The 22,203-nt window shown below is 69.1% G+C and carries 25 protein-coding genes; 22 read left to right on the forward strand and 3 right to left on the reverse strand.

What is annotated here, in order from left to right; translation table 11 throughout:
* Positions 1–47 precede the first annotated feature (47 nt).
* The 11 genes from ACLIN4_RS22600 to ACLIN4_RS22650 all read left to right on the forward strand — a co-directional run bounded on the left by ACLIN4_RS22600 (position 48) and on the right by ACLIN4_RS22650 (position 8,168).
* The gene (locus tag ACLIN4_RS22600; protein WP_107476143.1) at positions 48–992 is read left to right on the forward strand and encodes a type II secretion system F family protein; all 945 of its coding nucleotides are present in this window, start codon (positions 48–50) and stop codon (positions 990–992) included.
* 13 nt (positions 993–1,005) lie between these two features.
* Positions 1,006–1,899 carry a DUF5936 domain-containing protein gene (locus tag ACLIN4_RS22605; RefSeq protein ID WP_100047525.1) on the forward strand — a complete coding sequence of 298 codons (894 nt, stop codon included), beginning with the start codon at positions 1,006–1,008 and terminating at the stop codon, positions 1,897–1,899.
* A 46-nt stretch (positions 1,900–1,945) separates the two neighbouring features.
* A complete protein-coding gene (locus tag ACLIN4_RS22610; RefSeq protein ID WP_381911671.1) occupies positions 1,946–3,373 on the forward strand; it encodes a sensor histidine kinase in 1,428 nt (475 codons plus the stop codon).
* Positions 3,373–4,170 carry a response regulator gene (locus ACLIN4_RS22615; protein WP_107476141.1) on the forward strand — a complete coding sequence of 266 codons (798 nt, stop codon included), beginning with the start codon at positions 3,373–3,375 and terminating at the stop codon, positions 4,168–4,170. The genes ACLIN4_RS22610 and ACLIN4_RS22615 overlap by 1 nt, the downstream gene beginning before the upstream one ends.
* A 132-nt stretch (positions 4,171–4,302) precedes the next feature.
* A complete protein-coding gene (locus ACLIN4_RS22620) occupies positions 4,303–4,500 on the forward strand; it encodes a Flp family type IVb pilin (RefSeq protein ID WP_289904311.1) in 198 nt (65 codons plus the stop codon).
* The gene (locus ACLIN4_RS22625) at positions 4,497–5,093 is read left to right on the forward strand and encodes a pilus assembly protein TadG-related protein (RefSeq protein ID WP_289907117.1); all 597 of its coding nucleotides are present in this window, start codon (positions 4,497–4,499) and stop codon (positions 5,091–5,093) included. The genes ACLIN4_RS22620 and ACLIN4_RS22625 overlap by 4 nt, the downstream gene beginning before the upstream one ends.
* Before the next feature lie 34 nt (positions 5,094–5,127).
* Positions 5,128–5,709 carry a hypothetical protein gene (locus ACLIN4_RS22630; protein ID WP_289907115.1) on the forward strand — a complete coding sequence of 194 codons (582 nt, stop codon included), beginning with the start codon at positions 5,128–5,130 and terminating at the stop codon, positions 5,707–5,709.
* 8 nt (positions 5,710–5,717) lie between these two features.
* Positions 5,718–6,338 (forward strand): OmpA family protein, encoded by a 621-nt coding sequence (locus tag ACLIN4_RS22635; RefSeq protein WP_290013595.1) that lies wholly within the window; start codon positions 5,718–5,720, stop codon positions 6,336–6,338.
* Positions 6,339–6,351: 13 nt separating this feature from the next.
* A complete protein-coding gene (locus tag ACLIN4_RS22640) occupies positions 6,352–6,921 on the forward strand; it encodes a hypothetical protein (RefSeq protein WP_289904307.1) in 570 nt (189 codons plus the stop codon).
* A 56-nt stretch (positions 6,922–6,977) separates the two neighbouring features.
* On the forward strand, positions 6,978–7,766 hold the full coding sequence (locus ACLIN4_RS22645; RefSeq protein ID WP_373420255.1) for a hypothetical protein: 789 nt from the start codon (positions 6,978–6,980) through the stop codon (positions 7,764–7,766).
* Positions 7,767–7,802: 36 nt separating this feature from the next.
* On the forward strand, positions 7,803–8,168 hold the full coding sequence (locus ACLIN4_RS22650; RefSeq protein ID WP_411576148.1) for a VOC family protein: 366 nt from the start codon (positions 7,803–7,805) through the stop codon (positions 8,166–8,168).
* A 22-nt stretch (positions 8,169–8,190) separates the two neighbouring features.
* Here the strand turns inward: ACLIN4_RS22650 and ACLIN4_RS22655 are convergent, their stop codons facing one another.
* Positions 8,191–8,607: a DUF192 domain-containing protein gene (locus ACLIN4_RS22655; RefSeq protein ID WP_290013593.1), complete on the reverse strand. Its 417-nt coding sequence runs from the start codon at positions 8,605–8,607 to the stop codon at positions 8,191–8,193.
* Between the two features lie 276 nt (positions 8,608–8,883).
* On the opposite strand from ACLIN4_RS22655, the gene ACLIN4_RS22660 reads away from it, so the two are divergent.
* The 11 genes from ACLIN4_RS22660 to ACLIN4_RS22710 all read left to right on the forward strand — a co-directional run bounded on the left by ACLIN4_RS22660 (position 8,884) and on the right by ACLIN4_RS22710 (position 20,869).
* On the forward strand, positions 8,884–9,543 hold the full coding sequence (locus ACLIN4_RS22660; RefSeq protein WP_411576149.1) for a hypothetical protein: 660 nt from the start codon (positions 8,884–8,886) through the stop codon (positions 9,541–9,543).
* Positions 9,531–10,562: a hypothetical protein gene (locus ACLIN4_RS22665; protein ID WP_411576150.1), complete on the forward strand. Its 1,032-nt coding sequence runs from the start codon at positions 9,531–9,533 to the stop codon at positions 10,560–10,562. The genes ACLIN4_RS22660 and ACLIN4_RS22665 overlap by 13 nt, the downstream gene beginning before the upstream one ends.
* A gap of 75 nt (positions 10,563–10,637) precedes the next feature.
* Positions 10,638–11,006, forward strand: a complete 369-nt coding sequence (locus ACLIN4_RS22670) for a hypothetical protein (protein WP_381911648.1) — start codon at positions 10,638–10,640, stop codon at positions 11,004–11,006.
* Positions 11,003–12,361: a putative T7SS-secreted protein gene (locus tag ACLIN4_RS22675; protein WP_411576151.1), complete on the forward strand. Its 1,359-nt coding sequence runs from the start codon at positions 11,003–11,005 to the stop codon at positions 12,359–12,361. Before ACLIN4_RS22670 ends, ACLIN4_RS22675 begins: the two co-directional genes overlap by 4 nt.
* Before the next feature lie 90 nt (positions 12,362–12,451).
* Positions 12,452–13,093: a hypothetical protein gene (locus tag ACLIN4_RS22680; RefSeq protein WP_411576152.1), complete on the forward strand. Its 642-nt coding sequence runs from the start codon at positions 12,452–12,454 to the stop codon at positions 13,091–13,093.
* A complete protein-coding gene (locus ACLIN4_RS22685; protein ID WP_289904293.1) occupies positions 13,077–13,739 on the forward strand; it encodes a hypothetical protein in 663 nt (220 codons plus the stop codon). Before ACLIN4_RS22680 ends, ACLIN4_RS22685 begins: the two co-directional genes overlap by 17 nt.
* A 41-nt stretch (positions 13,740–13,780) precedes the next feature.
* Complete coding sequence (locus ACLIN4_RS22690) at positions 13,781–14,653, forward strand: LLM class flavin-dependent oxidoreductase (RefSeq protein WP_411576153.1); 873 nt, start codon at positions 13,781–13,783, stop codon at positions 14,651–14,653.
* 173 nt (positions 14,654–14,826) lie between these two features.
* Positions 14,827–15,618, forward strand: a complete 792-nt coding sequence (locus tag ACLIN4_RS22695) for a class I SAM-dependent methyltransferase (protein ID WP_411576154.1) — start codon at positions 14,827–14,829, stop codon at positions 15,616–15,618.
* A gap of 1,224 nt (positions 15,619–16,842) precedes the next feature.
* Positions 16,843–18,168, forward strand: a complete 1,326-nt coding sequence (locus tag ACLIN4_RS22700; protein ID WP_100049624.1) for a PhoH family protein — start codon at positions 16,843–16,845, stop codon at positions 18,166–18,168.
* A 421-nt stretch (positions 18,169–18,589) separates the two neighbouring features.
* The gene (locus tag ACLIN4_RS22705; protein WP_179342787.1) at positions 18,590–19,285 is read left to right on the forward strand and encodes a transglycosylase SLT domain-containing protein; all 696 of its coding nucleotides are present in this window, start codon (positions 18,590–18,592) and stop codon (positions 19,283–19,285) included.
* A 153-nt stretch (positions 19,286–19,438) separates the two neighbouring features.
* On the forward strand, positions 19,439–20,869 hold the full coding sequence (locus ACLIN4_RS22710; protein ID WP_381911636.1) for an AI-2E family transporter: 1,431 nt from the start codon (positions 19,439–19,441) through the stop codon (positions 20,867–20,869).
* Between the two features lie 111 nt (positions 20,870–20,980).
* On the opposite strand, the gene ACLIN4_RS22715 is transcribed toward ACLIN4_RS22710, so the two are convergent.
* On the reverse strand, positions 20,981–21,517 hold the full coding sequence (locus ACLIN4_RS22715; RefSeq protein ID WP_217246645.1) for an alkyl hydroperoxide reductase: 537 nt from the start codon (positions 21,515–21,517) through the stop codon (positions 20,981–20,983).
* Between the two features lie 6 nt (positions 21,518–21,523).
* A complete protein-coding gene (locus tag ACLIN4_RS22720) occupies positions 21,524–22,078 on the reverse strand; it encodes a peroxiredoxin (RefSeq protein WP_100049627.1) in 555 nt (184 codons plus the stop codon).
* Positions 22,079–22,203 lie beyond the last annotated feature (125 nt).

Genomic DNA, 22,203 nt, shown 5'->3' on the forward strand with positions numbered 1-22,203 from the left:
TGGAAGCCAGGCAGAGCCACGAGACGGAAACCAGGTAGGACCGCCCGATGGAACTCGACACCCTCGTCACCCTCACCACCGGCGTCACGCTGCTGACCTGCACCCTCGCGGTGGCGGGCGTGCATTCCTACGCCGCCGGCAAGGCCCAGCGCCAGGCCCTGGTCGACCGTCTCTCCGCCACCGGCCAGCTCCCGCCGGCCGGCCGACGGCGCCGCTTCCGCACCCTGGACCGCCGCCTGCGCCGCACCGAACTCGGCCGGAAACTGGAACTGCGCCTGGCGGCGACCGGCCTGGACATCACCCCCGGCGAGTTCTTCGCCTACATGCTGGCCACGGTCGCCGGCCTGTGGCTGGTCGGCCAGGCCGCCCTGGCCCCCTTCTTCGGACCTCTCGCCGGACTCCTGGGCATCGGCGTGGCCGTCCAGTTCCTCAACTGGCAACGCCAGAAACGCATCGAGAAGTTCATCAACCAGCTCCCCGAACTCGCCCGCATCCTCGCCAACGCCACCCAGGCCGGACTCGCCCTGCGTACCGCCATCGGCATGGCGGCCGAGGAACTGGAGGCCCCCGCCGGGGAGGAACTGGGCAAGGTCGCCGACCAGCTCGCCATCGGCGCCTCCATGGACGACGCCCTCGGCGAACTCGCCGACCGCCTCCCCTCCCGCGAACTCGTCGTCCTGGTCACCACCCTCGTCCTGTCCAACCGGGCCGGCGGCCAGGTGGTCAGCGCCCTGCGCAACCTCACGGAGACCCTGGAGGAACGCAAGGAGACCCGCCGCGAGGTCCGCACCCAGCTCTCCCAGGTCAGCATGACGTCGTACGCCGTCCCCGTCCTCGGCGTCGGCTCGTTGTTCCTGATGAACGGGGTGAAGGACGGCGCCCTGGAACGCATGACGGGCTCCCCGGCCGGCCAGGCCGCGGTGGTCATCGCCTTCGGGCTCTACGCCGTCGGCTTCGTCCTCATCCGCCGCCTGTCCCGCATCGACGTCTGAGAAGGGAGCCGCAATGGGTCTCGGACTGCTCCTCGCACTGCTGGCGGCCCTGAGCGTGTGGGGCGTCTTCGCCGGCATCCGCATGTACCGGGCCGAGGCCAAGCTCCCCGGCGACCTCGCCCTCGCCCTGGAGGTCGGCTCCACCCGCACCGGCGCCGTCGACTCCCTCGTCGACCGCATGGGCATGCGCTACGCCCCCGCCGTGCTGCGCATCATGGGCCCCGCCCTGGTGGCCAAGTACCGCCGCAGGATCGACCTGGCCGGCAACCCCGGCGGCCTCACCATCGACCGCTACGCCGCCCGCCGCGCGGTCTACGGCTTCCTGGGCGCGGTGGGTTTCCTGGTGTTCCTCCTGCGCGGCCAGTTCGTCGTGGCCCTGCTCCTGCTGGCCTTCGGCGCCTTCTGGACGGAGGTCGGCATCTGGTCGGCGATCCGCATCCGCAAGGACGAGATCGAGCGCACGCTCCCCGACTTCCTGGACGTCCTGGCGGTGGTGGTCAGCGCCGGCCTCGGCTTCCGCCAGGCCCTGGACCGCGTGGCGACGCGCTACGAGGGCCCGTGGGCCGACGAACTGCGCATCACCCTCCGCCAGATGGACCTCGGCATGAGCCGCCGCCAGGCCTTCGCGGAACTGCGCCGGCGCAACGACTCCGAACAGGTGGCGATGTTCGTGACCGCGCTCCAGCAGGGCGAGGAACTGGGCGCCCCCATCGTCGACACCCTGGTCTCCCTGGCCAAGGACATGCGCCGCACGGACGCCCAGAACGCCCGCCGCAAGGCCGCCCGCGCGGTCCCCAAGGCCACGATGATGATCACGACGTTCATGGTCCCGGCCACGATGATCCTCCTCGGCGCGGGCCTGATCCTGGGGTCGGGGACGGACTTCGGGACGATCACGGGCGAGTAACCGGTCGGGACGACCGCACGGTCACGGGTGAGCAGAGGAGGACGGCATGGCGACCACGACCCCACCGACGGCACCCCCTGCTCTCCCACCGGGTTGGGAGGCGGCGAGGCAACGGCCGACCGACCGGGGGGCGGCGGCCACGTCGGAACGCACCCGTCACGAATGGCACGAACCCGCGCCCCAGCCCGGCCCCACCCCACCCGCCCCGGCCATCCCCCTCCAGGTGAACGCCTTGCAGGCGCTGTGCCGGCAGGTGTTCGGCTTCCGCCTGGCCATGATCGCGTTGGCGGCCCCCGCCGCCCTCCTCAACGCCGGCCCGGGCCTGGGCGTCAAGCTCGTCGGCGCCGCGGTGGTCGTCACCTTCATGGGCTCGTACGTCCTCTTCCGCGACTGGGAGCGATTCGGCCCCCTCCTCCTGCGCCACCCCACCCTCCTGGCCGCGGACACCCTCTTCGGCTTCCTTCTCCTCATCTCGGCGGGCCCGGACACCACGCTGGCGTACGTCAGTGTCTGCACCCCGCTGCTGGCCGGCCTGGCCTACGGCTGGCGCGGCGCGGCCGGCTTCGCCTCCCTGCAGTTCCTGCTCCTGCTCCTCGTGCACGCGACGCTGAAGGACGACCCCCGGCCCGGCCCGGCGGAATCACTCCTCCTGCCGGGCCTGTGCGTCATCACCGGAGCCATCGGCTCCACCCTCCGCAACCTGCTGCTCCGCTTCGGCGCCGCCACCCGGACCCTGACCGAGGTCCAGGCCCGCCTGGCCGTGACGGAGGCGGTGAGCGCCGAACGCGCCCGTCTCGCCCGCGAACTGCACGACTCCGTCGCCAAGACCCTGCACGGAGTGGCGCTGGCGGCCGAGGGCCTGGCCGCCACGGCAAGCGGGGACCGCATGGACCCGGCCGTCGCGCGCCGGCAGGCCGAACTGGTCGCCCGATCGGCCCGCAGAGCGGCCGCCGAATCCCGCGAACTCCTCACCGACCTGCGCCGCGAGACGGACCCGGCCCACGGCACGGACGTGGCGGCCGAACTCGCCTCACTGGTGGCGAACTTCACGGCACGCACGGGCATCCCCACCACCTTCGCCCAGCCCGACGGCCTGGCCACCGAGCCGCCTGAGCCGCCCGTACCGCCCATCCCGCCGTCCGTGGCCCGCCAACTCCTCACGATCGCCTCGGAGGCGATGGAGAACGCCCACCGCCACGCCACACCGACCCGCGTCGAGGTGCGCGCGGGCGTCCACGGCGGCCTGCTGAGGATCAGCGTGTACGACGACGGCCGGGGCCTTCCGGCGGGGACGAACCTCGATCAGCTCGGCAGGGCCGGTCACTTCGGCCTGGTCGGCATGGTCGAGCGGGCCGCCTCGGTGGGCGCCCGCATCCGCATCGGCCGGGGCGAGCACCCGCACGGCACGGAGGTCCGGGTGGACCTGCCCCTGGCCGCGCTGACACGACGCCCACGTCAGGAGGGAGGCCACTGATGCACGAAACCTCGCCCCAGTCACCGATACCGGCCACACCGGAACCACCGGCGCCGCTGCGGGTCGTCGTGGCCGACGACAACCCGGTGGTCCGCGCCGGCCTCACGGCCCTGCTCTCCGGCCGCGCGGACATCACGGTCGTGGCGGAGGCCGCCGACGGCCGCGCGGCCTGCGACGCCGCCCGGCGGCACCGGCCCGACGTGGTCCTCCTGGACGTCCGCATGCCCGGCGTGGACGGCATCTCGGCCCTCCCGTACCTGGTGGAGATCGCTCCGGTGATGATGCTGACGTACAGCAGGGAGTCGGAGATCGTCCAGGAGGCCCTGCGACGCGGCGCGGGCGGTTACCTGGTCCACGGGGAGTTCACGGCGGAACAACTGGTGACGGCCGTGCGGGACGTCAGGGAGGGCCGGGCTCACTTCACGCCGACGGCGGCGGGGGCGCTGCTGGCGCAGTTGCGGGAGAGCAATGGAGCAAACGCGACTGCACACAGGGAAGGGCGGCCAACACCCCCTGAGGGACAGTCCAGATGGGTCAACTCACCCAAAAGTCTTTCGCAACTGCAACCAGTTGTGGCACAGTCTGCTTCAGGCACTCCCGACAGGTCGAGGTTCCAACTGAGCGCGAGGGAGGTGGAGATCATGGATCTCATCGCGTCCGGCATGAACAACCAGCAGATCGCCGCCACCTGCTTCATCAGCGAGAAGACGGTCAAGAACCACATCAACCGCATCTTCGCCAAGCTCCACAGCACCAGCCGCTCCGAGGCGACGGCCAAGTGGCTGGGTCTGGGGTGACCGCGATGAACATCCGTTCCTCAGCGCGCGATTGGGCCCACGTTTGGGCCCACGGACCCTCGGACCGCAGTACCCTCCCGCCATACCTTCCAGACGACGACCGCGGCACGGCCCACCCTGGAGGGGAACACCATGACCAACTGGCTCCACACCATCGCCGCCCACCTGCAGACCCGCACGGCCCGCGACGACAGGGGTCAGACGGCGGTGGAGTATCTGGGGATCATCGCGGTGGTGGTGGCGATTGTGTTGGCTATTACGGGGACGGATATCGGGCAGACCATCTTCGACGCCATCACAGCGAAGATCGGCGAAGTCACCGGCGGCTGAGGCAGTGGTCCAATAGCGGCGGCGATGCGGGGCAGGCTTTTCCCATCTACATCATTGTGGTGGGAGGCCTGCTCTTTCTCGCGCTCGCATACTTTGCGGTCGGTCAGGCTGCAGCGACCCGTAGCGAGGCGCAGACGGCAGCCGATGCTGCGGCGCTGGCTGCCGCCTTGGAAACGCGTGACCAACTCGCCAACCAGTGGCTCACAAACATCTTGGAGCCCGACTCGTGGCAGGAAATCTTCGACGGTAAGGCGCCAGTGACCAGCTCCTGCTGGCGTGCTCACGAACTAGCGGCGAGCAACGACGCAAGCGTGACCTGCCAGCCTGACGGTCTCCTGGGTTACACGGTCGTGGCGGAGACCGACGAGACTGTCGGGGACACCATCGTTCCGGGAACGGAGGAGCAGAAGGCTTCTGAAACAGCCAAGGCCGTCATCGACGCCCGCTGCTCGTTCGAACTGTCCGTTGAGGAACCCGACGGTGATGCGCTGCCCATGCTCTCGTGTAACGGCGAGGACTGGAACCTTGATCCTGACGACCCTTTGAACCTACCGAAGCCCGAGGATCTGTTCGATGTCCACCTGGCTGACTGACCAGCGAACGACGAGTGATGAGGGAACCCAAGATATGAGCGCTCGGTTCACGACGATGGCTAGAAGGGCAACGGTCGCCTTGGCGATTCTAAGCAGTCTCACTCTGGGGGCTGTCGGTTGCGGTGGCGGTGGTGGCGACGACAAGAGGCCGAAGAATTCAGCGTCCGCTTCCAAGGAAGAAGTATCTGGCCCCAGCGCGCAGAACGGAGATGAGGAAGAGCCACTGGCAGAGCTGAAGGGGACCAACGGCCTGCTCCTGCAGATCACCTCTGCTGATCGGGACTCCGGTGGCTTTGTGACAGTGAACGGCATGCTGAACAACGATGGTGACAAGAGCGTCACAGTCCCATCCGCGTTGAGCGGCAACGAAACGGAGATCATCCGAAACGGCAGGTCGCTCGGCGGGGCCACACTGGTTGATTCAAAGAGTAAGAAGCGCTACTACGTACTGCGCGACACAGATGGTCGGCCGTTGACGACTACGGGATTCTCGACGATCAAGGCTGGTGACCACCTGGCGGTGTTTATGCAATTCCCAGCTCCACCCGCTGGCACCACCGAAGTCACCTTCCAACTGCCGACCTTCGCCAGCGCGACGATCTCCATCTCCGGGTGAGGCCAATCATGTCCCCAACCCCACGCCTCACCATGGCCCTCACCACAGCCACTCTCATGCTTGCCACGAACCTCTATGGCGCCGCCACGGCCCACGCCGCCGACGACCCCCCAGGCACCGAAGCCTCCGCCGCCGCCCCCGTGAAGGTGGACCCCAACGACCCCGACCTCAAACTGCCGGACGGCGCCACGCTCGCGCAGGCGAAGGTGCTGGACATCAAGTCGGTCGTCGAAGACCAGAGCGGCGACGAACGCCGCGAGGACACCAACACGAGCGTCACCTTTGCGCTGCAGGCGGAGGTGCTGTTCGGCAAGGACAGCGCGAAGCTCGGCGCCGAGGCCAAGTCCCGCATCACCGGCATCGCCGAGGAGATCAAGAACCAGAACGCCACCCGCGTACGCGTCTTCGGCTTCACCGACAACCTCGGCTCCTCGGCCCACGGCGACGTCCTCTCCAAGCAACGCGCCAACGCCGTTCACGACATCCTGACCGAGACCCTGAACGACGCCGGCATCACCTACGAGGTCCGCGGCTACGGCGAGCAGTACCCCATCGCCGACAACTCGACCGAGGCCGGCCGCAAGAAGAACCGCAGGGTAGAGGTCTCCTTCCCGCGTACGGAGAGCTGACGGGAGCGCACCGATGCGGAACAGGACGACCCGCGCAGGAAAGCGGAACCACCGACGTCGGCCACCGGCAGCCGCGCTCATCGCGGCGCTGACGGCCACCCTCTCCCTGACCGCCTGCGGCAGCCCGAACCCGACCGACGAAACCGACAAGGCATCGGCAGCCACCCAGGACCGCCCCTCGCCGTCCCGGGCGACTCCGCAGTCACCCACCGCGACGCCGGAACCCTCCGTCTCGGCGGCGGACGGCGATGACATCCGTGCCTGCGCCGACGGAAACTGCGAGGTCGCGGTGACCAAGCCCGTGACCGTCCGCTTCCAGGGCCCGGGCGGAGCCGTGACGCTGTCCGTGACAGAGGTCGGTCAGAACAAGATCGAGTACACGGTGAAGTCGGGCAACGGCCAGGCGAAGGGCGGCGCGAGCGGTCAGGGCCGGGGGTGCGTCACCGCGATCCGGGAGAACGGCAGCGGCACCTCCTGCGGCGGAGCCGGCCGCACACGACCGAGCCCTCAGTCCGATGCCGTCGTGATCCAGGCATCGACCGGATGGGACGCCACGGCGCTACTGCACGTCGTCTCCCCGTAGCGCGGGCCCCGGCGCCGACGCCGCGCCGCACCCGCGTCGGGACGCCGGAAATCAAGATGACGCGGGTGGCCGACGCAGATAGCGTGCCGAACGTGCCGGAGATCGCTCACCCGCCCCCACACCGCCCCACGGACTACGCGACGCTGATCGCACGAGCCACCGCGGCTCCCGCCGTCCTGGGCCTGGTCCTCAAGGGTTCGCACGCACACGAGGGCATGGTCACCGAGCACTCCGACCACGACGTGTACGCCATCGTCTCCGACGAACGTGAGGCCGCCCTCGCAGGCCTCGACAACTGCCGTAGCGCCGATCTGGATCTCGTCGTCACGACGGTGGAGGGGTTCCGCCGGCTCGACGGCCTGGAGCGCTACGGAATCGCCCGGGGCCGAGTCCTGCTCGACCGGCTGGACGGTGAGATCGCGTCGATCGTCGCCGCGAAGGGACGCCTGGAGACCGCAGAGGCGTCCCGCGCGGCAGCTGGCTGGCTCGACGCGTACGCGAACTCGCACTACCGGTCGGTGAAGAACGCCCGCGACGGCCACCCGCTCGCCGCCCACCTCGACGCGGGCGACAGCATCGGCTTCCTCCTGGAGTTCCTGTTCGCTCTCGACCGTCGCCCCCGCCCCTACAACAAGTACCTGACGTGGGAACTCGACAGATTCCCACTACCGCGTTGGAACGCCCCCGAACTCCTGGCCACGATCGGCCGGATCACGGCACAGGGCGACACCGACCTGCAACGACGGCTGTTCAGCCAGGTCGAAGCGGTGGCGCGGGAGGCCGGCCATGGGCCGACGCTGGACGACTGGGGCGAGGACCTTCACCTGATGCGCCCGCGCCCATGACATGGAAAGAGGGGGCACGACATGCACAGAAGCCGCGTGTATGCCGTTCTGATCGACGCACCGGAAGAGGAGGCGGCCCGGGCAGCGGACTTCTGGGCGGCGGCACTCGGCGTGACGGCCAGTCCCTTCGCTCCGCAACCGCAGTTCACCACGCTCCACCAGGCGCTGCCCGGGCTGGTCACCGCGGTGCAGGCAGTCGACGACGCACCCCGCATCCACCTCGACATCGAGACCGACGACCCCGACGCGGAGACCGCGCGCCTGACCGCGCTGGGCGCGGAGCAGATCACGCAGTGGGAGGAGTGCCGTGTGCTGCGGGTCCCCGGCGGCCACCTGGTCTGTGTCCTGCCCGTGGAGAGCGACCCCGACGTGTTCCTGGCACAGTCCACCGCCTGGCCGTGAGGACCGGTGCCGCCTGCGGCCATCACCCGCCCGACTCACCGGTCTCCCCTCCCACTGCCTGATCTGCCTCCCCGGGCTCCACCCCCACCCGCACCCCGACCCGAACGCCCCACCCGGCCATCGCCCCGGCCTCCGCCTCCAGCACATGCCGGGAACGCACACGGGGAAGCCCGAGCCTGCCCGGCCGCATCGTGCGCACAGCGATGACGACCAGCCGCCGGTCGAGGTAGGCCACGTCGATGGGCATCCGCATCCGGAACGTGTGCACGCTGTTGGCAGGGGAGAGGAGCATCGCCCCGTCGAGTGAGTCCCGCCCCAACAGCCCCCGGGTGCGGGCGCGGTACGACCCGGCGATCTCCAAGGGAACGCGGACACCTCCGCCACCGACCTCCCCGTCCACCACCAGCCAACCCGCCCCGTCCCGCCACCGCCGCCCCATACCGACCCCTCCTGCCCCCGCAGTCCGCTGCCGCCCGTCCGAACGTATCCGTCACGGCTCACCCACGACAGGGACCCGCGGCGCCAAGCGCGATCGCCGCCCTCTTTGCGCCCGCGCTGCCGCGTTACGCAACCGTTACTGCCCAAGAAGGCACACGTAAGGCTGATTTGAGTCCCGGGAACACCACAGGGAGACAGCCTTCACCCTGGTGCCGTCCGATCCCGCTGGATAGCGTGGCTTCGCTCGAGAGAACCCTCGCCCTTCCAGGAGCCGACCGTGAATCGCCGCCGCCCCACCTTCCTCGCAGCGCTCACGCTGACCGCCACAGCGGCCTTGACGCTGTCCGCGTGCGGAAGCGACGACAAGGCCTCCGGCGAGAACGACAAGATCGCGGGGGCGGACACGGGAAGCGAGGCGTCGGCCTCCGCCAGCCTTAGCGCGTCGGACACCGGCGGCCGCCCGGAGATCACTTTTCCGGCCGACGCCAAGAACGTATTCGAATATCAGAAGACCGGAGACGCGGCGAAGGACGCTGTCCTCGCGGACAGCACGTTGAGTGTCAACTCTGTGGACGAGGCCATCTTCAAGGCCAGCACGGACACCAAGGCCCTCGGCTTCTACAACGCCGAGTCAGCCCTGAGCAACTCGATCACCTATGTCAATGGGTACATCGACAAGCAGCGCACGTGGGTCGGCGAGACCCGGTACTTCGACTACAAGGTGAACCTCGTCAAGGACGACCAGGCATACGTGACGTACTGCTCGGACGAGAGCAAGTCATTCATCAAGGACAAGAAGACGGGCAAGGTCGACGACACGCCGACGACGGCGGACAGCTACGTCCTCTACAACACCAAACTCGCGAAGAGCGCTGAGGGCGTATGGCAGACCACCGACATCGCGTCGGAACGGGGGAGCAAAACATGCCAGCCGTGAGAAACAGTCTGAGGGTCGCAACTCTTGTAGCGCTTGCCAGTGTCCCGCTGATCTCGGCCCCCACTGCGCTCGCCGGCGGGCGTGGTGAGGGTGGTACCCGCGGCTCGACAGAGCAGCAGGCCGAAACGGACGGCGAAGGCACCGTTTCGGTCACCGTCGGCGGTGTCGTTTTCGACCGTTCGAAGAACGGCAGCGGAGACTCCGTCGGGGCATTGACGTCATCCACGTCCTGGAGCCCGCCACCCTGCTGGTACGCCCCCAAGTACACCCCGGAACAGCTGCAGAAGCACCTGGAACCCATCTGGGAAGCCGGCTCCACGGGTTACGAGTGGGACGCCGAACAGCGGGAGAAATACAACGCCAACGACGAGAAGAAGGCCTTCAACAAGGACAAGGCCGGCGAAGGCTACTGGTGGGGCTCGTACGTCAACAAGGCCTACCCGCCGGGCTGGGACTCCTGCGACGAGGACTACTTCTGGGTGGACACGGGCGACGCGCCTCCCGCAAACATCGAGAACGCCGTCACCCCGGAGATCCTCGCCGAACTCGCCTACGCAGAGATCCGGGTCCCCGGCACCGAGGTGACACTCGCACCAGCCGAGGCCACCAAGGTGAACCTCCCGACATGGGCGTGGCTGGACGGTGCCGAGTTTAAGCCCGTTTCGGTCACCGCCTCCGTGGAGGCGATCGGCGTCGAGGCGACGGCCACGGCGGAGCCGGTCTCGCTGCAGATCGAGCCGGGCACCCCGGACGCCGAGACCTACCCGGCCTCGGGCGTCTGCGAGATCAAGGACGGTCGTATCGGTGAGCCGTACGAGAAGGGCAAGGCGAACGACATGCCGCCGTGCGGAGTGAAGTACCTGCGGTCCTCGGGCGACAGGACGTTCCCTCTCCAGGCGACGGTCACCTGGGAGATCCACTGGACCGGTACCGGCGACGCGGGCGGCGACCTTCCCGACGGGACGTTCGGTGCCACCCAGGACGTCGTCGTCCAGGAGATCCAGGCCGTCAACCGCTGACGGTGCCACCAGCCCTCCGTGCGTAAGTGACACCCCCAAGAGGGGCAGCCTCCGTGCGCACGCCACGAAAACCGGATGTCGTCGTTCCCCTCATCGGTGCAGGTCGACCGGAGAGGGGACGGACACATGGCGGGGCGGCTCGCTGTCGACGGTGACGAGCTCGGGCGCTTCATGAAGTCGCTGAGGAAATCGTCGGCATCACTCAACGGCGTCCGCAAGGCACTGTCGGACGCGACCATCACCGGCCTGGGCACGGATGACCTCGACTCGGCGTGCGAGGCCTTCCAGGAGGACTGGAAATACGGCTCGGAGGAGATCGGCAAGCAGACGGATGACCTTGCCGACATCATCGGCAAGAGCAAAGACAGCTACCTCGAGGTCGACAAGGCGCTCGAGGAGGCCGTGCGGAAGTCGCGCGAGGTCAAGAGCGGCGGCGAGAAGTGACCGTCGGCGCCGGGCAGGATCAGTACGGGGCCGCCCTGGATCCGCGGTCCCGGGCCGACCTGGACAAGCCTCAGGGCCTCAAGTCGGCCCCGCGCATCCCCAACCCCGACTATCCGCACCTCGGTTTCAACCCCGTACCGGGCGACACGGAGACCGTGCGAACCCTGCGGAAGAAGCTCAGCGGTTGCGCCGACGTCCTCCAGGAGACCTACGACACGGTCACCAAGCTCCTGGACGGCAGCTACTGGAAGGGCGATGCCGCGGTCGCCTTCCGCGAGCAGCTCGACGGGGGACCGCTGCCGCTGAACCTCAAGAACGCGGCCCATTCCGTCCGCAAGGCGGCCAGACAGCTGAGCCGCTGGGAGGGCGAACTCGACGACTTCCAGCGGCGTGCCAAGAAGCTCGACGAGGACGCGAAGGACGCTCGCGCCGCGGTCGTCCGCGCACAGGGGCGCGCGGACGCGGCGGGTGAGGACCCCGGCCTCAAGGCAGAGGGCGCGGATCGCGATGCCGCGCGGAAGGCCTTGACGCACGCCAACGGGGCCCTGGACGACGCCGAGAGCGAGCTGCGGAAGATCATCGGCAAGGCGAAGAGCCTGGCCGAAGAGCACGAGGAGAAGGCCGGATACCGGGCCGGCAAGATCCGCGACGCCACGAAGAAGCTGGTGCCGCACGAGCCGGGGTGGTTCGACGAGGTACTGGACTGGCTCGGCGACAACCTGCCGGACATCCTGAGCTTCACGGCGGGACTCATCGGCGTGGTGGCGCTTCTGCTGTCGGGGCCGTTGGGCTGGGGTCTGGCGACGGTTGCGGCGCTGATGCTCACGGCTTCGGGACTGAGCGCTACAGCGCTGGCACTGAGGCTGACTGACTCAGAGGTGCGGGCGTCTCTTATGGACGGCTTCACCAAGGGAGAATTGGACGCCGACTTCTGGAGCAACGCCGTTTCGGTGGGTGCGGATTTCGCAGGTGCATTGCCGGGATTGGGGGCTGCACTCAAGGGCAGCATCGAAGCAACGGACGCTGTTCGTACGGGTGGGCAGACACTGGGATTCTGGCAGAAGGCAGGCACCTATGGTTCACGGTCATTGGATGAAGCTGAGCGTATCGTCGGCTTGGAGAACCGGTTGGTTGCGCGAGCTGTGCGTGGGTGTTCCGACCCGGAAAGGGCGGCGAGAGTAGTGACCGCGACTTCTGGCCTCGCTGGCGTTGCCACTGGAGGGCTCGGCCTTTACACCAAGGCAGTGGATGCCGACGACGACGGTATTAAGGACGGTGCTGTTGCAGGAATCGATGGCTCTCGTCTCGTCCTGGACAGTGGAGGAATCATCGGTCTCGTCCGCCATGTCTTCTGACTCGCACAGGGAGAGTAAGCAGCTGTGGATCCTGTCGCCTGCGCCACCGCTTGGAGTCACCCCCCTACGCGGTGGGCGTGGATCCTGCACATGGCCATGAACATCAGCGGTTTGATCGGCTGGATCGGTGGTTGGGTTATTCTGCTAGCGGTCTCCGCCTATGCGCCCAACTGGGTTGCGTGGGTCTTTATGCCGTATTTTCTCTACGGGCCTTATCGGGTGCTGACGCAACTGAAGTATTTCCCCACAGCCTTCTTGATGCTGAGGATTCTGCGTGCGTATCCGTGGCAGATTGCTCGAAACGTTCCGCGGGGGCTGACCAGGAGACCCGAGGTAGTGCGTGAGCAATACGGCTGGTTTGAGTTTCCCAACCCAGCTTGCCAAGCACAGTCCTTGCCGCTTGTTTTCCCCCGCCACCTCCGTAGGGGGTGGTGGTCCCGCCGCATGGCCCCCCGCGCCAAGCCCGGCCTGAAAGCAGACATCGAAACCCTCTGGTTCGCCGGTGACCCACGGTTCATCGGGCTCGTCGCCGCGCCCACGCGACGCGGTACCGCCCCTCGCCGGCTGCATGTCCTCGAGCAGCGCATGCATGTGCGGAGCGGATGGCGCTTCGCCGACTGGGGCGCTACCCCCGATGACATCGAGCGCGGTCGACGCGCGGGCGTCCATCCCCTCCAGCCCTGTTCCCGAAATGAGGCGTGCAGTGAGGTCCGGTGTGCTCATCGTCGATGAATCCGTCGACGATCCCCATGCAGAACTCTGGTTCGCAGAGCCCGCCGGGTTCACGCCCCTGCCATTGGACGTTCTGCTCGCCGAGCCGGGAACCCCGGGCGCCGACGCATTACGCACGGCTGCCGCGCCGCTGCTCGAATCGGCACCCAGTGAGCAGGCTCTGCAGAAGCTCATCGCGCTCCTCGCCTCGGGGCAGCGGATGCTGGGAGCGCTGCGTGAGTTCGGCACCGTCCACTGTTCGGTCGGCCTGCATCGCGATGACGTCCAAGGCCCGGCCCGTGGGGGCGCACAGCCTCTGCTCTCCCTGTTCACTATCTCGTGGCGCGGCACTGCGGTGGCCCCGCGTGCGGCGACCGTTGCCCGTGCTGCGGCCGAATCGGTGGACCGCAGCCATGTCGAGTACCTCGAACTGCCCACCGGCCCTCTCACCATCAGTGAGGCCGTGCTCTGTCCGGCAGCCAATAGCGGTGTCCCTCAGCTGCCCCTCCTCCAGATCCACGCCCACCTCCCCCACCCCGACTGCAAGCGCCTCGCCGTCCTCACGCTCAGTACCACCGCCACCGCCCGCAGGGAGGAGTACCGGGCGATTCTGCGGCAGGTCGTCGAGACGGTCCGTTTCGAGAAGCCCTTGGGTGCTGACTCGTAAAGCGGTTGTCCGGCGGACGAGCCGCAGGTAGGAAGGCATGCATGACTGGACTCGGTGCCGTTTTCCGCCCTCAGCTCGCCCCGGAGCGCCTGCGTGCCGTCGCTCGTACCGCCGATGAGGCCGGGCTGGAGGAGCTGTGGCTCTGGGAGGACTGCTTCCGTGAGGGCGGGATCTCCACGGCCGCCGCCGCGCTCGCGTGGACCGAGCGGGTGCGGGTCGGGGTCGGGCTGTTGCCCGTGCCCCTGCGGAACGTGGCGATCACCGCGATGGAGGCTGCGACGCTGCACCGGATGTTCCCCGGCCGCGCGGTCCTCGGCGTCGGGCACGGTGTGCAGGACTGGATGGGGCAGGTCGGGGCTCGGGTGGAGTCGCCCGTCACTCTGCTGCGGGAGCATCTTCTCGCCCTGCGAGCCCTGTTGGGAGGGGAGCGGGTGACGACCGAGGGGCGGTACGTGCGGCTCGACGGCGTCGCGCTGGACTGGCCGCCGGGACAGGGCGTCGAGGTGCTGGCCGGCGTCACCGGGCCACGTTCGCTGCGGCTGGCCGGTGAGGCCGCCGACGGGACCGTTCTCACCGCGTCCACCCCGCCGGACGGCGTACGCCGGGCCCGGCGGTTGATCGACGAGGGGCGTGCGGCCGCCGGGCGGACGGAGGCGCACAAGGTCGTCGTCTATTTGCTTGCCGCCACCGGTGTCGGCGCCCGTGAGCGGTTGCGGGCCGAGCTGGTCGCCGAAGGGGTCGAGTCGGTTCCGGATCTCGGGGTGGCCGGGGACGCGGGGGCCGTTGCCGAGGCCGTGCGGCGGTTGGCCGAGGCCGGGGCGGACTCCGTGATTCTTCAGCCGACCGGTGACGAGCCCGATCCGGAGGGCTTCGTGCGGTTCGCCGCCGAGGGCGTCCGCCCCTTGGTGGCGTAGCCCGTCGGGTTCCCGCCCGGCGACACCTCCCTGTGTCTCTGCGTCCTGCGTGCGGCTCCACGTCCTGTGTCTCCGGGCCGCTGGATCGCTTTCTCCGCCCTCTCCCCGCCCCCCCCGCGCCCCCGCGCCTCCACCCCGCCGCGCCCCCACCCCCCCCGTCCCGATTGGACCCCATGGCACCGCCGACCCCCCGTACCTTCGACGAACTCGTCGCCGAAGGCGCCGCCGTCCCCACCGAAGGGTGGGACTTCTCCTGGTTCGAGGGGCGGGCCAGTGAGGCCCGGCCCTCCTGGGGGTACGCGCGTTCCATGGGCAGGCGGCTCGCCCGGGCCGGGGCCGTGCTGGACGTACAGACCGGGGGAGGGGAGGTGCTGGACTTCGCCCTCGGAACCGTCGCCCCGCGCCGGCCCTCGCTCCTGGTCGCCACCGAAGGGTGGCCGCCCAACGTCGCGAAGGCCACCGAGCTGCTCCGCCCCCGGGGCGTCCCCGTGGTCGCCTCGCCCGACGACGCGCCGTTCCCCTTCGCGGACGGGGCCTTCGACCTGGTCGTGAGCCGGCATCCCGTCGTTCCGCATTGGTCGGAGATCGCCCGGGTCCTCGCGCCCGGCGGTACGTACTTCGCCCAGCACGTCGGGTCGGCCAGCGTCTTCGAGGTCGTCGAGTTCTTCCTCGGGCCCCAGCCGGAGGAGACCCGGATCCATCGCCACCCCGACCGGGAGCGTGCCGACGCCGAGGCCGCCGGGCTGGAGGTCGTCGACCTGCGGGCGGAACGGCTGCGGATGGAGTTCCACGACATCGGCGCCGTCGTGCACTTCCTGCGTAAGGTCGTGTGGATGGTGCCCGGGTTCACCGTCGAGGCGTACCGGGACCGGTTGCGCGAGATGCACGAGCGCATCGAGGCCGAGGGGCCCTTCGTCGCCCACAGCGCGCGTCACCTCTTCGACGTCCGCAAGCCCCGCGCGTGAGGGACCCCCGGCAGGGCGGTGCGGAGGGCGAGCCGGTCGGCCGCAGGAGGGTCCGTACGTCCGTCCGGGGCATGCCGTCGGCCCGGATGCCGACCGACGACTCCGCCGTGGAGAGGACCCGGGTGTGGACGCCGGGCATCGCACCGGCCACGTCGGCGACCGGCGTGCCCGTTCGGGCGGACTTGGCCAAGAACTGTCGTTCGAGGCGGCGAAGGCTCACCGTGCTCCAAGTGGGTTCCCGTCGTCTCCGTCGTGAGGTGACGTCAGGGGAGGAGCGGGACGGTTCCCGGCCTTCACCGGCTTGCCGATGACGTGGCCGCGTACGGGATCTTCCGGGCATAAAGTGCCTACATTCGCAAATGTCCGCGCGCCTGGAGAGAGGGTGTGCAATCACCCACGGATCCTCACAGGTTTTCCACATCGTTATTCATCGTTGCCCTTCCCGCGTCGAACCCGACCCGCCTGATCACGTAAGTTCGGAGCCAGGTAATTCGCGTGAGCAAAGCTGCGCGTGTGGCACCGCGCAGTGGAGGGGGCTGCGCGGTGCCCGGTCAAGCGGGCGTTCGCCGGTGAGGTCACCCGGTGGAGGTAAGCGGGGGCGGTCCGCCGCGCGGTTGCCGAAGGGTACGGAGGGCTGTCGGATCGCCCCTCCGGTGCGTTCCGGGCGCGCCCTTCCCCTTTCCATCCGCTCCGTTTTGGCCATGATTCACGGCGGAATGACCGCTTCCGTAGCCACCCGGGCGTCGTCGGGTGATTTCGGAGAGTAGTTTTGGCACGCCGATGCGCGCGGCATCCCTTACGAAGGGTTATGGTGGAAGCCCCCCCTCGGGCCGGTCCGTCTCCCCCCCCCACGGACCGGCCCGTTTTTTATGCCCGTTTCCGGAGGGGCGCGCGAGAAGCGCCCGAGGGGCGCCCGTCATGAGGAGTTCACCGGTGCGCCGTCCTGTGCCGTGGCATGGCGGCGCTTGTTCGAGGGCATAAGCCAAGCAGGTCGACGCCCGAACCACGGGTGTCGGATCTCAGCGGACGGCGCGGAGCCGTCCGCCCGGGAGGCCCTTTGCACCAGCCCCACCGTGCGGTCACGGCACGGAAGACGCGGCGGAGGGCCGGCTCGCGGCCCGCGCCAGTGCAGGGCGGCCGTCGACCGGTCGGCTCGTTCCCGCTCTCCCGGCCCAGCGTCCACTCCGTCGCTCCCCGACCTCTTCCGAGGGGGTACGTCCTTCCGTGGTGACCAGCACAAAGCGCCACAAGCCAGATCGGCGCACCTACGTTCTCGACACCAGCGTCCTGCTGGCCGACCCGAACGCCCTGAACCGCTTCGACGAGCACGAGGTCGTGCTCCCGATCGTCGTGGTGACGGAGCTGGAGGCCAAGCGGCACCATCCCGAACTCGGCTACTTCGCCCGGCAGGCCCTGCGCCTGCTCGACGAGTTCCGGGTACGGCACGGTCGCCTCGACGCCCCCATCCCCATCGGGGATCTCGGCGGCACGGTGCGTGTCGAGCTGAACCACTCGGACCCCAGCGTGCTGCCCACCGGCTACCGCCTGGGGGACAACGACTCCCGCATCCTCGCGGTCGCACGCAATCTGCAGGCGGAGGGATACGACGTCACCGTCGTGTCCAAGGACCTCCCGCTGCGGATCAAGGCGTCCTCCGTGGGCCTGCTCGCCGAGGAGTACCGCGCCGAGCTCGCCATCACGGACGCCTCCGGCTGGACCGGCATGTCCGAACTCACCCTGCCGGGTGAGCAGGTGGACATCCTCTTCGAGGAGGGGCGGGTCTTCGTCCCCGAGGTCGCCGACCTTCCCGTGCACACCGGGCTGACCCTCCAGTCGGAGCGCGGCAAGGCCCTCGGCCGGGTGACGCCCGACGGCAGCGTCCGCCTGGTGCGCGGCGACCGGGAGGCGTTCGGCATCAAGGGCCGCAGCGCCGAGCAGCGGATCGCGCTCGACCTGCTCCTCGACCCGGACGTCGGCATCGTGTCGATGGGCGGCCGGGCCGGCACCGGCAAGTCGGCGCTGGCGCTGTGCGCGGGTCTCGAGGCCGTGCTGGAGCGGCGGCAGCACCAGAAGGTGATGGTCTTCCGGCCGCTGTACGCGGTGGGCGGGCAGGAGCTCGGCTATCTGCCCGGCTCCGAGGCCGAGAAGATGAGCCCCTGGGCGCAGGCGGTCTTCGACACGCTCTCGGCGGTCACCAGCCGGGAGGTCATCGAGGAGGTGACCGCGCGCGGGATGCTGGAGGTGCTGCCGCTCACCCACATCCGGGGACGCTCGCTGCACGACGCGTTCGTGATCGTGGACGAGGCCCAGTCGCTGGAGCGGAACGTCCTGCTGACCGTGCTCTCCCGCATCGGGGCCAACTCGCGGGTCGTCCTGACCCACGACGTCGCGCAGCGGGACAACCTGCGGGTGGGGCGGTACGACGGTGTCGTCGCCGTCGTCGAGAAGCTGAAGGGTCATCCGCTCTTCGCCCACGTCACCCTGACGCGGTCCGAGAGGTCCCAGATCGCGGCACTCGTGACCGAAATGCTGGAGGACGGCCACATCTGAGGGATCAGGTCCGAAGAGGACCGATTGTGTGACGGTTGGCGCCGTCCGGAAGGCGAAGAGCCTAGCCGGGCGGCGTCGTCGCGTGTGTGGATTTCCGTAAATCCCCTGGGCCAAACGAGATGTGAGCTTTCACACGCAGCACAGAATTGCCTCACCCCGTCGGGTTACGGCAGAGTCTCGTTCCTGTCAGGCCCCGCATACGACACAGCCGTACCCCCAGCGGTACGGCAGCACCGCAGAAACACCAGTCCCAACTCCATAGCAGCGTCGTATGCCGCCCGAGCACCACGCGGCGCTCCCCTCACGGGGAGTTGTCCACCGGGCCCGTGCCTCCCGTGACCCGTAGTTGGGGAGGCCAGCGCCAGGGGCACGATTGCGTCCGCGAGGGTCACCGAAGCGGGCGATGCTGGAAGGAAACCGTGTGAGCCGGATCTCGGTCCGGGGATTCGCAGTGGCCTCGGCCACGGCGGTCACCGCTGTCGGAAGTGTCGTCGGCGTTGCCTCGGGCAGCACCGCGCAGAACAACGACGCGGAAGCCACAGCAGCCGGCACGACGCTGCTTGCGGACATCCCCATGGGCGAGCAGGCGCAGGTGCAGACCGCGTCCCTGACGCAGCAGGCCGACGTACAGGCCATCGCCGCGGACGCGAGCGCCAAGAAGGACGCTGAGGAGGCGGCCCGCAAGGCAGCCGCCCAGACCGCCGTGGCCAAGCAGGAGAAGGCCAAGCAGGCGGCCGCGGAGGCCAAGAAGCGCGAGGCGCAGGAGAAGGCGGCCAGCCGCGACGCCCAGCGCGAGTCCACCAGCTTCGCCGTCCAGAGTTCCTACAGCACCAGCCAGATCCAGGCGATGGCCCGTCAGATGGTGCCCAGCGGCCAGTGGCAGTGCTTCAGCAACATCGTGGACCACGAGTCCAGCTGGAACTACCAGGCCGTCAACCCCTCCTCCGGCGCCTACGGCCTCTTCCAGGCCCTCCCGGCCGGCAAGTACGCCTCGGCGGGCGCCGACTGGCGGACCAACCCGGCCACCCAGATCAAGTGGGGCCTCAACTACATGGACAGCCGCTACGGCAGCCCGTGCGACGCCTGGGCCTTCTGGCAGGCCAACCACTGGTACTGAGCCGCCGGGCACCGTCCGGCCGCCCCACCGCTCAACCTCGCGCAGCCCCTCGCCGTCCTTCGGTGAGGGGCTTTCGCGTGCCCGCGTTGTACGGTCGGACCGAAACGACTCCAGGGGGGAGTGGTGGGGAAAGACGGGGGAAGAGGACGGATCATGTCGCGAGTGCCAGGGTGGCTCGGTCGGCTCGGCGCCGGACTGACGCAGATGAGCAGGCGGTTGGAACAGCGCCGCGAAGAGGCGCGGGCAGAGGACCCCGACGGCGAACCGTCACCGTCCGCCCACCACGAGCCGCCGTCGCGGCACGAACCGTCGTCCGAGCACGCCACCGCGCCGCAGCACCAGCTCGTGATCCAGAGTCGTCCCGATCCCGCCCAGGCCGTCCCCTGGGGAGTACGGGTCGCCGCTGAGGCCGGGTGGCGGCTGCTGGTCCTCGCCGGGACCCTGTGGGTGCTGATGCGGGTCATCAGCGCCGTGCAGCTGGTGGTGCTGGCGTTCGTGGCCGCGCTGCTGATCACGGCGCTGCTCCAGCCGACGGTGGCGCGGCTGCGCCGGCTCGGGGTGCCGCGGGGGCCGGCCACCGCCCTGACCGCGGTCCTCGGGTTCGTGGTGATGGGGCTGATCGGCTGGTTCGTGACCTGGCAGGTCATGGAGAACATCGACAACCTCTCCGACCAGGTCCAGGACGGCATCGACGAACTGCGCAACTGGCTGCTGAACAGCCCCTTCCACGTCACCGACAAGCAGATCAACGAGATCGCCAAGAACCTGCGCGAGGCGGTCGGCGCCAACACCGACCAGATAACGTCCGCCGGTCTGGAGGGCGTCACGGTGGTCGTCGAGGCGCTCACCGGCATCCTGCTGGCGGCCTTCTCGACGCTCTTCCTGCTCTACGACGGCAAGCGCATCTGGCAGTGGACCCTGAAGCTGGTGCCGGCGGCGGCCCGGCCGGGCGTGGCGGGTGCCGGTCCGCGGGCGTGGCGGACGCTGACCGCGTACGTGCGCGGCACGGTGATCGTGGCGCTGATCGACGCCATCTTCATCGGCCTCGGCATCTACTTCCTGGATGTGCCGATGGCCGTCCCGCTGGCCGTGTTCATCTTCCTGTTCGCCTTCATCCCGCTCGTCGGGGCGGTGGTCTCGGGCGCCCTCGCGGTGGTCGTGGCGCTGGTGACGCAGGGCGTGTTCGCGGCCGTCATGACGCTGGTCGTGGTGCTGGCGGTGCAGCAGATCGAGGGCCACATCCTCCAGCCGTTCATCCTGGGGCGCGCGGTGCGGGTGCACCCGCTGGCGGTGGTGCTGTCGGTGGCCGCGGGCGGCATGGTGGCCGGCATCGGCGGCGCGGTGGTCGCCGTACCACTGGTGGCGGTGACGAACACCGTCGTCGGCTACCTGCGGGCGTACTCCCGCGAGGCCGCCGTACGGCAGGCGCCGAAGCCGCGCGGCGCGACGTCCACGGACGCGTCACCGGCGGAGCCGGGCGGGTCCAGGGGCCTCGGAGGCCCGGAAGCCCCACCGGAGGCGGGCACGGGACCGTCGGCGAAGGACGCGGGGGACGGAACGCCGGGGGGCACCTCTCCGACCTAGCGACGGCCGGTGGGCGGGACCGCCGGCGGGCACCACCCCGCCGCCGCGACGCAACGGGCCCCGCTCACCGAGTCGGTGAGCGGGGCCCGAGTCGTACGCGGTCTCGCGGGACTACTGCGCGGCCAGCACGGCCTCCGCGTCCAGCGTGGCGCCGACGGCCTCGACCACGGCGGCGATCTTGAACGCCTCCTGGATCGTCTCGCGGTCCACACCGGCCTTGCGGAGCACCTGCTCGTGCGAGTCCAGGCACATGCCGCAGCCGTTGATGGCGGACACCGCGAAGGACCACAGCTCGAAGTCGACCTTGTCGACGCCCGGGTTGCCGATGACGTTCATCCGCAGACCGGCGCGCAGGGTGCCGTACTCGTGGTCCGACAGCAGGTGCCGGGTGCGGTAGAAGACGTTGTTCATCGCCATGATGGCGGCGGCCGACTTGGCGGCCGAGTACGCCTCGGGCGTGAGGTTCGCCTTCGCCTCCGGCTCCAGCTCGCGCAGCACGATGGGGGAGCGCGAGGCGATGGCGGTCGCCAGCACGGTGCCCCACAGCTGCTGCGCCGGGAGGTCGGAGTTGCCGATGACCGAGCCCAGGTTGAGCTTCAGGTCCTTGGCGTAGTCCGGTACGGCGGACTTCAGGGAGTCGAGCGACATGTCAGTTCACTCCCCCGAGAGCAGCGCGACCGGGTCCAGGGTCTCGTCGCCCTTGCTCCAGTTGCACGGGCACAGCTCGTCGGTCTGCAGGGCGTCGAGGACCCGCAGGACCTCCTTGGGGTTACGGCCGACGGAGCCGGCGGTGACCATCGTGAACTGGATCTCGTTGTTCTGGTCCACGATGAAGACCGCGCGCTGCGCGAAGCCGTCCTCGCCCTCGATGCCGAGGTCACGCATGAGCTCGTGCTTCGAGTCGGCCATCATCGGGAAGGGCAGGTCGGTCAGGTCCGGGTGGTCCTTGCGCCAGGCGTGGTGCACGAACTCGGAGTCGCCGGAGAAGCCGAGGATCTGCGCGTCACGGTCGGCGAACTCGTCGTTCAGCTTGCCGAAGGCGGCGATCTCGGTCGGGCACACGAAGGTGAAGTCCTTGGGCCAGGCGAAGACGACCTTCCACTTGCCCTCGTAGGTCTTGTGGTTGATCTGCTCGAACTCCTTGCCCTTCTCCAGCGAGACGCAGGCGGTCAGATCGAACTCGGGGAACTTGTCACCGACAGTGAGCACACGCTCTCCAAAAGATGCAGCGAAGAAACACCCACTTTGCGAGTGTTTCCCATGGGTTGGACGTTATTGATGTTGGCACAGGGTGCATTGATTACGGAAATAGCTACACTCGGTCGAGTTGATCG

Source organism: Streptomyces mutabilis (assembly GCF_046628145.1).
Taxonomy (GTDB): Bacteria; Actinomycetota; Actinomycetes; order Streptomycetales; family Streptomycetaceae; genus Streptomyces; species Streptomyces mutabilis.

Bases quoted from the DNA above. Each gene is read 5' to 3' on its own strand.
- ACLIN4_RS22600 (WP_107476143.1), top strand. From the start codon at position 48: ATGGAACTCGACACCCTCGTCACCCTCACCACCGGCGTCACGCTGCTG.
- ACLIN4_RS22605 (WP_100047525.1), top strand. From the start codon at position 1,006: ATGGGTCTCGGACTGCTCCTCGCACTGCTGGCGGCCCTGAGCGTGTGG.
- ACLIN4_RS22610 (WP_381911671.1), top strand. From the start codon at position 1,946: ATGGCGACCACGACCCCACCGACGGCACCCCCTGCTCTCCCACCGGGT.
- ACLIN4_RS22615 (WP_107476141.1), top strand. From the start codon at position 3,373: ATGCACGAAACCTCGCCCCAGTCACCGATACCGGCCACACCGGAACCA.
- ACLIN4_RS22620 (WP_289904311.1), top strand. From the start codon at position 4,303: ATGACCAACTGGCTCCACACCATCGCCGCCCACCTGCAGACCCGCACG.
- ACLIN4_RS22630 (WP_289907115.1), top strand. From the start codon at position 5,128: ATGAGCGCTCGGTTCACGACGATGGCTAGAAGGGCAACGGTCGCCTTG.
- ACLIN4_RS22635 (WP_290013595.1), top strand. From the start codon at position 5,718: ATGTCCCCAACCCCACGCCTCACCATGGCCCTCACCACAGCCACTCTC.
- ACLIN4_RS22640 (WP_289904307.1), top strand. From the start codon at position 6,352: ATGCGGAACAGGACGACCCGCGCAGGAAAGCGGAACCACCGACGTCGG.
- ACLIN4_RS22645 (WP_373420255.1), top strand. From the start codon at position 6,978: ATGACGCGGGTGGCCGACGCAGATAGCGTGCCGAACGTGCCGGAGATC.
- ACLIN4_RS22655 (WP_290013593.1), bottom strand. From the start codon at position 8,607: ATGGGGCGGCGGTGGCGGGACGGGGCGGGTTGGCTGGTGGTGGACGGG.
- ACLIN4_RS22665 (WP_411576150.1), top strand. From the start codon at position 9,531: ATGCCAGCCGTGAGAAACAGTCTGAGGGTCGCAACTCTTGTAGCGCTT.
- ACLIN4_RS22670 (WP_381911648.1), top strand. From the start codon at position 10,638: ATGTCGTCGTTCCCCTCATCGGTGCAGGTCGACCGGAGAGGGGACGGA.
- ACLIN4_RS22680 (WP_411576152.1), top strand. From the start codon at position 12,452: ATGGCCATGAACATCAGCGGTTTGATCGGCTGGATCGGTGGTTGGGTT.
- ACLIN4_RS22690 (WP_411576153.1), top strand. From the start codon at position 13,781: ATGACTGGACTCGGTGCCGTTTTCCGCCCTCAGCTCGCCCCGGAGCGC.
- ACLIN4_RS22695 (WP_411576154.1), top strand. From the start codon at position 14,827: ATGGCACCGCCGACCCCCCGTACCTTCGACGAACTCGTCGCCGAAGGC.
- ACLIN4_RS22710 (WP_381911636.1), top strand. From the start codon at position 19,439: ATGTCGCGAGTGCCAGGGTGGCTCGGTCGGCTCGGCGCCGGACTGACG.
- ACLIN4_RS22715 (WP_217246645.1), bottom strand. From the start codon at position 21,517: ATGTCGCTCGACTCCCTGAAGTCCGCCGTACCGGACTACGCCAAGGAC.